We start from the raw sequence: 1,208 nt of genomic DNA on the forward strand, positions 1-1,208 counted from the left end.
TGGCCTGATAAATCGATCTCCGTACAGAATCGCGAATTGATTCATCGCACTTTTCCAGTCATGGGCCGCTGAGCCCCAGTTTGCTGTGATGTTGCGCAGCCCAAGCCAGATCAGTTTTGTCGCCGCATCGTCGGTTGGGAAGTGACCTCGGGTCTTGATGATCTTGCGCAGTTGAGCGTTGATGCTCTCAATGGCGTTGGTCGTATAGATCACTTTTCGGATCGCCGGCGGGAAAACGAAAAATGGAATCACCCGATCCCAAGCGCGGCGCCATGCAGCCACTACCGTCGGATACTGCTTGCCCCATGGCCCGCTTTCAAACGCATCCAGCGCCTGCTCGGCCGCTTCGGCGGTGACCGCCTGATAGATCGGCTTGAGCGCCTTGGCCAGTTCGCGACGCTTATCCCAAGCCGCGTAATCAAGGCTGTTGCGGATCAGATGAACAATGCATGTTTGCAGTGTCGTTTCTGGAAATACCGCGCTGAGAGCTTCTGGCATACCTTTGAGGCCATCGGTCACTGCAATCAACACGTCTTCGACGCCGCGTGTCTTGAGGTCGTTGAAAACCTTCATCCAGAATTTGGCGCCTTCGGTAGTTTCGATCCAAATGCCGAGAATATCGCGTGTTCCGTCAGGCAAAACCCCCAGCGCCAAGTAGATCGCCTTGTTGCGAACCAGCCCCTCTTCGCGGATTTTGACCCGTAATGCATCGAAGAAAATAACCGGATACATCGGTTCCAAAGGCCGCTGTTGCCATGCACCGATCTCTGCCATGACCTCGTCGGTTACAGAGCTGATGAAGTCAGGAGAAACGTCCGTACCGTACTGCTCGGAAAGAAACGCACGGATCTCTCTGACCGTCATTCCACGGGCATACATGGCGATGATCTTGTCGTCGAAGCCGGTGTAACGGCGCTCGTGTTTAGGAATCAGGATGGGCGAAAAACTGCCGTCCCGGTCGCGAGGGATGTCCAGTCGAAGCGGGCCATCGCCGGTTAGAACCGTCTTGGCGCTCTTGCCATTGCGCTGGTTGGTTTCATCCTCTGGGCGCTGCGCGCCCGGCGGATAGCCCAGGTGGTGACCAAGCTCAGCACTGAGGGCTCGCTCGATCAAAGCCTTCTTGAACGCCGCAGAGGCGTCCTCAATGGCTTCAGCGGTCATCGGTCCATCGGTGAATTGCTCGAGCAGCTCTTTCGGGATTTTCGGTA

General features: G+C 56.1%; 1 protein-coding gene. It reads right to left on the reverse strand.

Annotation, left to right across the window (positions count from 1 at the left end):
* On the reverse strand, positions 1 to 1,208 hold a 1,208-nt coding region (locus CKW19_RS28200), incomplete at both ends, for an IS256 family transposase (RefSeq protein WP_095061785.1).

The organism is Pseudomonas sp. Irchel s3f7 (genome assembly GCF_900187615.1).
Taxonomy (GTDB): Bacteria; Pseudomonadota; Gammaproteobacteria; order Pseudomonadales; family Pseudomonadaceae; genus Aquipseudomonas.